This window comes from Acinetobacter stercoris, from assembly GCF_900323515.1.
In the GTDB taxonomy this organism is placed as follows: Bacteria; Pseudomonadota; Gammaproteobacteria; order Pseudomonadales; family Moraxellaceae; genus Acinetobacter; species Acinetobacter stercoris.
On sequence record NZ_OOGT01000203.1, the window covers coordinates 1 to 6,979 of the forward strand.

The 6,979-nt window shown below is 36.4% G+C and carries 4 protein-coding genes; 3 read left to right on the plus strand and 1 reads right to left on the minus strand.

Going from position 1 to position 6,979, the window contains the following annotated elements; translation table 11 throughout:
- Positions 1–288 precede the first annotated feature (288 nt).
- The 3 genes from KPC_RS16355 to KPC_RS16365 all read left to right on the plus strand — a co-directional run bounded on the left by KPC_RS16355 (position 289) and on the right by KPC_RS16365 (position 6,169).
- Complete coding sequence (locus KPC_RS16355) at positions 289–1,539, plus strand: exonuclease SbcCD subunit D C-terminal domain-containing protein (RefSeq protein WP_121975421.1); 1,251 nt, start codon at positions 289–291, stop codon at positions 1,537–1,539.
- Between the two features lie 9 nt (positions 1,540–1,548).
- The gene (locus KPC_RS16360) at positions 1,549–5,157 is read left to right on the plus strand and encodes an AAA family ATPase (protein WP_121975422.1); all 3,609 of its coding nucleotides are present in this window, start codon (positions 1,549–1,551) and stop codon (positions 5,155–5,157) included.
- Positions 5,158–5,263: 106 nt separating this feature from the next.
- Positions 5,264–6,169 carry a cation diffusion facilitator family transporter gene (locus KPC_RS16365; protein ID WP_121975423.1) on the plus strand — a complete coding sequence of 302 codons (906 nt, stop codon included), beginning with the start codon at positions 5,264–5,266 and terminating at the stop codon, positions 6,167–6,169.
- Between the two features lie 107 nt (positions 6,170–6,276).
- Here the strand turns inward: KPC_RS16365 and KPC_RS16370 are convergent, their stop codons facing one another.
- Positions 6,277–6,972 (minus strand): hypothetical protein, encoded by a 696-nt coding sequence (locus KPC_RS16370; RefSeq protein WP_228212289.1) that lies wholly within the window; start codon positions 6,970–6,972, stop codon positions 6,277–6,279.
- Positions 6,973–6,979: the final 7 nt, after the last annotated feature.

Sequence of the window (6,979 nt, forward strand, 5' to 3'; positions counted from 1 at the left end):
AAATTAACTTAATAGTGACAATTTATTCAGAGCAACATTAAAAATTGAAATGATTGATGATGAAATATATTGATCCTGACTCCCATGTATTCCATCAATCCAGATCATATTGCTTTCAGACATATACGTAAAAAATTATAAATATCTATTATCCTCACATTATACAAAACAAAGATATCCAATTGAGACACCAATCTCAGGTATCAGGAATTGAGCATTCAATTGTTAGATACTAGAACTCAATACCCTATTTTAAGATACTATAAAGATTAAAAATGGGGATGGTTTATGGCTGTACATTTTCTTCATACTTCAGATTGGCATCTAGGGCAGTTTTTTTACGGACATTCCCGCCAATATGAACATGAACAGTTTTTAGCATGGTTGCTGGAGCAAATCAGATTAAAACAGCCTAATGCTTTGCTTATCGCTGGTGATATTTTTGATGTGATCAACCCTGCATCAACAGCCCAAAAACAGCTTTATCAATTTTTAGCAGATGCGCATGAAATTGCCCCACATATGCAAACGCTTATGATAGCAGGAAACCATGACTCTGGTTATCGTATAGAACAAGTTGAACCTTTATTAGAAAAATATAATGCAAAAACTGTTGGCGTAATTCGCTCTAACCAGCAGCAGGAATTTGATTTAGATCGTTTGCTTATTCCAATTTATGATTTCCAGCAAAATATTGTTGCCTGGTGTTTGGCTTTACCCTTCTTACGCCCTGCCGAGATTACCGGTTTTCAAGAAGGAATCTCTGATCCACTTGTTGCCATTCAAAATTTACATGAACAGCTCATCACTGAAGCAAAAAAGCGTAAAACCCCTGAACAGGCTCTTATTCTCATGTCACACGCTCATATGCAAGGTGCAGAAGAGTCTGAATCTGAACGATCCATCATTATTGGAAACGCTGAAGCTTTAAGCACTTCTATTTATGGTGATGACATTGATTATGTTGCACTTGGCCATTTGCATAAACCACAAAAGGTGACTCGGGCAAATATTCGTTACAGTGGTGCTCCTATTCCACTTTCATTTAGTGAATTGAATTATAAACATCAAGTGGTTGAAGTATGGTTAGATCCGTTAGCATCACCTGAATCAAAGTTTAAGTTTGAGATATTATCTATACCGAGATCAGTCGCTTTGCACCGTTTTTCAGGCGAACTGAATGAAGTTATGGCAAAACTCAAAAGTCTGGCCAGTGGTGAAATAGAGAATATTGATGAACGTGAATATGTTGATATCGAATATTATGCATTAACTCCTCCTCCTCTAGACTTACGTCAACAAATCGAAAATGCACTGCCTAAAAATCGCTACCGCCTAGTTCGTATTTGTCGCAAACATAAACTCAATCCTGAGGGCGATGTTGATAACTCTAAAATTGATCTGGCTCCTCCTACTCCTGAAAATCTGTTCGAACAACTTTGGGAAAAAATGGGGTATGAGGAAGACCAGGAAGCAAAACAGGATTTTCTCAGTTTACTTCAAGAAGCCCAAGATCAAATTAACGCGGATAGCCACTAGGAATAATTGATGAAAATATTACGTTTAGCACTCAGTAATTTAGCATCACTTGTTGGTGAGCAAGAAATTGATTTTGAAAAAGAGCCTTTGGCAAGTGCAGGTTTAATCGCTATCACAGGGAAAACAGGTGCAGGTAAATCAACACTTTTAGATGCCATGTGTCTGGCTTTATTTGATCAGATACCCCGCTTAAATGGTGCGATAGGTGCTTTACAAGATGTCAGTGGGCAAGGAATTTCAATTAAGGATTCAAAAAACATTCTACGCCGTGGTTGTGTTGCAGGTTTTGCCGAATTAGAGTTTCTTGCACTTGACCAAAAAAGATATCTGGCACGTTGGGAAATCAAACGTGCACGAAATAAAGTGGACGGGAATCTCAAAGTTGATCGTGCTGTAACCTGTTTGGAAGATGGACAAGTTCTTACACAAAAAATTTCAGAATGTACACCAACTGTACAAAAACTGATTGGTCTCAGCTTTGAACAATTTACCCGAGCTGTTTTATTGGCTCAATCTGAAGTGGGTGCATTTTTAAAAGCCAAAGATCAAGACCGTGCTGATTTATTGGAATATCTCACCAACTCAAGTATTTTTTCAGTTATTGGACAATTGTCTTATCAAAAAACTAAAACATTCACTGAAAAGTTAAAACAATATCAAGATCTTTTCGGACATATAGAACTTCTCACCCCTGAACAGATTCAGGTTATTGAAAATCAGCAAAAGGCTTTAGGTGATCAGATTCAGAAAAAAGAAAAACTGCTTAAAGAATATGAAAGCTCACAACGCTGGTATCAGACCAAATCGGAATTTCAGTATAAAATACAGGAAAAGCAACAAAGCTTAGATCTTCTGTTAATCCATGAACCAGCAATTCAATTAAAAAAAATACAGCTTCAACAATTGGAGCAATTTGCTGAAATCCGGTCAGTCTACCAACAGGAACAACATAGCCAACAACAACTACATTCGGTACAGCAGCAAATCTCTATCACTCAGCAACAATTTGCCGAGATTGAAAAACAGCAAAAAAATGCCTTACAAGAAATCCAGACTGCTGAACATACATTGCGTCAAGAACAAATACAGCAAGAAAAACTGCATCCTGTTTTGGAACAAGCACGACAATATGATGCAGACTTACATTATTTACGCCAGAGTTATACTGATCAAAACAAAAAACTCAACGAACTGTCTGATCAAAAAAAATCTATCGAACAACGCATTATAAAAATAGAACAACAGCAGCATCAAACTGAATTTCAGCAAAAAACCATCGCAACCAGTCTGGAACAGAGTCAAAATCTGGCTGCCTTTGATGATGAACCAACCTCAAATCAAGAGAAAATTCACAATATTTTGCTAGAATGGCAACGTTTAGAAAAATTTACCTCTAATAATGCCCACTTTAATATTGAAAACTTTAAGCAGCACTTTTCGAAATTAAAACAAGATATTGAAGTACAACAAAAACAGTTCGGAGATCTCGAATATCTAGAAAAACAGATTTTAAATGAACAACAAAAACTAGTGAATTTGCAACAACAGCAACATAATGTAGAAAAACTTGGACGAAGCCTAAGCCAGTATCAATTGCTAAATGAAAAATATTGTCATTATCTGGCTCACAGAGAACACCTTATTCCAACATGTCTGGAATTACAACAAAAAGTCGAACAAACCCAAAAAGACTACGAACAAGCCAGTAAGAAACTTAAACAATTACAAGATTTTTTACAGGAACAAAAACTTATACATGCTGCACACATTCAAGATTTACGTAAACAACTGAAGCCTGATCAGGCATGTATGGTTTGCGGTAGTACTGAGCATCCTTTTGTAGAACATACAGAGCATCTACAACAAAGCCTGACTCATATACAAAACAGTCAGGAGCAACAAGCAATCTTGACTAGAGATCAATCATTTACTCTTTGGCAACAAACACTTCAAAACTGGAATAAACAATCTAGCGAATTAAATAGTCTAGAACTTAATATTAATGAGTTTAAACAATCTGTTAATAGCAGTAAAAATCAGGTAATCACTGATATAAAAGCATCAAATTTATTACTTGATGCTAATTTAGATTTTGATGAGCTATTTAAACAATATCAACAACTCACAGATCAGCAAATACGAGAGTTAAACCTTCAGCAGAAAAAATATGAATCACTAACACAGGCACAACAAACTGTACGTAGTCTAAAGCGCCAACTTGAACAACAGCAAACGATTCAATTACAAATTGAAAAAATTGAGACCATGCAAAACAGCATTGTCGAAAAGCTAAATATTGAGTGGCAAGAAAAATGGCAACTAGAGCCCCAATCCTCTGCTCAACAGTTATTACAACAGATTCAAAAGCGACAGGTTCTGCTCCAGCAACAAAAGCAGATTAAAGAGCAATTACAAGATTATGTACAACAAAAACTACCTTTGCTAAAAAATCTAGAGCTATTGACAGAACAAATTGCAAAACAGAGCCAATCACTTGAAGAGCTTAAACAACAAGGTGTACAAGTAAGAAACCATCTGGTTGAGCTGATTCAGCAACATTGTGAGAAGAAGTTTAATGATGCCAGCACTTGGGCAAGCTACCTGACTGAACAGTTAAAAAGCCTAGATACATTTTTACAGCTCAAGCAGAAAACATTTAAAGATATTGATGAGCAATATCAAAAACAGCGCCTACATCTTAATGAACTTAAAAGTTCGGAACAGACGATCCAAAAACAAATCCAAGAACAGCAAAAACAACAGCAAAACTGGCAGGATATTCACCCTGATTTTTCTCAAACATTAATTGCTGATTTGCTCAAGGTGAGCCATCATGAAACTCAACAACTTCGTCATGATATTGAAAAACATCAAAATGCTGTAATCGAAACACAAAGCAGTATGAATACTTTAAAAGACCAGTTTAATGCGCATTTAAAAGATGCACCACAACTTAAACAAGAAGAGATACTTCATCATATTGAAACAGTAAATAAACAATTGACTGAGATAAAGACTGAATCTAATGATTTACAAGTTCGTTTAGCAACAAATGCACAACGTCAAAATGAACAAAAACAATATCAGTCACAAATTGATGAAATACAAAAACAAGTTCATCGCTGGGGAAAAATTTCTGAACTGGTCGGTAGTGCAGATGGTACCAAATTTAAGAAAATCGCCCAACAACACCATCTAGACATTCTAGTTGAATACGCAAACCAGCAGTTACAGCCTTTATCACCACGTTATCAACTACAACGTATTCCTGATAGTCTTGGACTGGCGATTATCGATCAGGATATGAATGGTGAAATCCGACCTGTACTCTCATTGTCTGGTGGTGAAACTTTCTTGGTCTCTCTTGCTTTGGCATTAGCTATTGCAAATATGGCATCTGGTTCAATGAAACTCGAGTCATTATTTATTGATGAAGGATTTGGAACGCTTGACCCTGCTTCATTACATATGGTGATGGACGCACTCGATCGTCTACAGAGTCAGGGACGTAAAGTCGTTCTCATTTCACATGTTCAGGAGATGCATGAACGGATTCCTGTACAAATCCAGGTCAAACCCTTAGGTGCTGGTGCAAGTACATTATCGATTGTAGGCTAAGTTCTTATTGATGTATCTCTTTCAGGTATTTTAAAAATAAATCATGACGTTTTATTTGTTAAGATACCTAGAGGCGACTTGCTATTTATATTGAGAATAAATATCCATGAGTGTACAACAACAGATAAAAACTCGAGATGCTGTTTCACCTGAAATTAGAGCTAGAGCTGCTAGTAAATCAACTTGGGTGAGCGTAGCAGTCAATTTCATTTTATCTATTGGGCAAATCATTATCGGGATTTTTTCCAAATCACAAGGTTTAATCGCCGATGGTATTCATACATTGAGTGATCTGGTCGCAGATTTCATTGTTCTTTTCGCTAATCACCATAGCCGAAAAGATGCTGATGATGATCATCCTTATGGTCACCATCGCTTTGAAAATGCTGCATCACTCATTCTTGGACTTATTTTATGTGCTGTAGGATTAGGTATGCTGGTCAGTGCCACACACAAGATTTTGCATCCTGAAGATATTCCACAGGTACATAACATCGCCCTTTATATGGCATTGGTTGCACTTATTTGTAAAGAAGCACTCTTTCGCTATATGTTGGCTGTTGCGAAGAAAGTAAAGTCGAGTCTACTGGTTGCCAATGCATGGCATGCCCGTTCAGATGCCGCATCCTCATTGGTCGTGACAGTGGGCATTATAGGCAATCTACTAGGCTATCCCATCTTAGATCCAATTGCTGCTTTGATTGTAGGTTTGATCATTATTAAAATGGGCTTTGAATTTGGCTGGAATTCATTAAATGATCTGATGGATAAAGCCGTGAATGACGAAGAACTCGAAGCGATTCGTCAAACACTTTTAAATACTCAAGGTGTACTCGGAGTCCATCAACTCAGAACACGAAAGATGGGAGATATGATTATTGTTGATGCACATCTTGAGGTTTATGGTGAACTTAATGTTCGTGAGGGGCATCAAATTGCAGTCAATGCCAGAAATGCAGTGATGGACAAACATGATGTGATTGATGTTGTCACCCATATTGATCCAGTATAAATATTATTCATGGTTCTCATTATACGCCATCATTTGTAGATACTTTACAGAACAAAAAGCCTTTAATTTTTAAAAGCTTTTTGTTCTATCTTCCAATAAAAATTCAATTACTTATCAGCTGGAAAAGCATTTGGTGCTGGAGCATATGTAGTGGCATCTTTAACTTGGTCTACTTCATTCTGGGCTATTAACTCATAAACAACTGTGCCAATGATACCTGTGTTATCTATTGAACCACTTGACGTATTTGCAGCATAAGCATCCTGTGGTTTCCCAAAAGTAAAAGAAGCCACAGCCTCATCACTTTTACGGAATCCCTGAATAATCAATGTATCATGTGGCGACAGAACATAACCTGAATTTTGTCTGGAAGCTGCACTTCCATTAATAACATCTAAACCATCAACACTCGTAACGATCTCAAATGTTTTATCCGTATTATTTTCATATTTCAGTTGATAACTTTGACCTTCTTTAGCTTCCAAATAGTAATTTTGACCATCTCTAAAAATTGGCAATATATGATCATCGTCATCAATAATAGATAAATTAAGTTTGCCAGCACCGATAGATATATTATTAATCTCTTTCCCAGAAAATTTCTTATCAGCATACTTAATTTGTGTTTCTGCTATCGGCAAATTTGAAATACGTTTGATATCTACCTCTTTAACACGAGAGTTAATTTCATCGCCCCATTTTGTACCCATCTTTTCATTTTCTGAAATTTGAGAATTATTAGACTCAGTAATATCTGTAGAAGATATTTCACTTTGTTTTTTACTACACGCTAGCAAAAACAAACAGAAC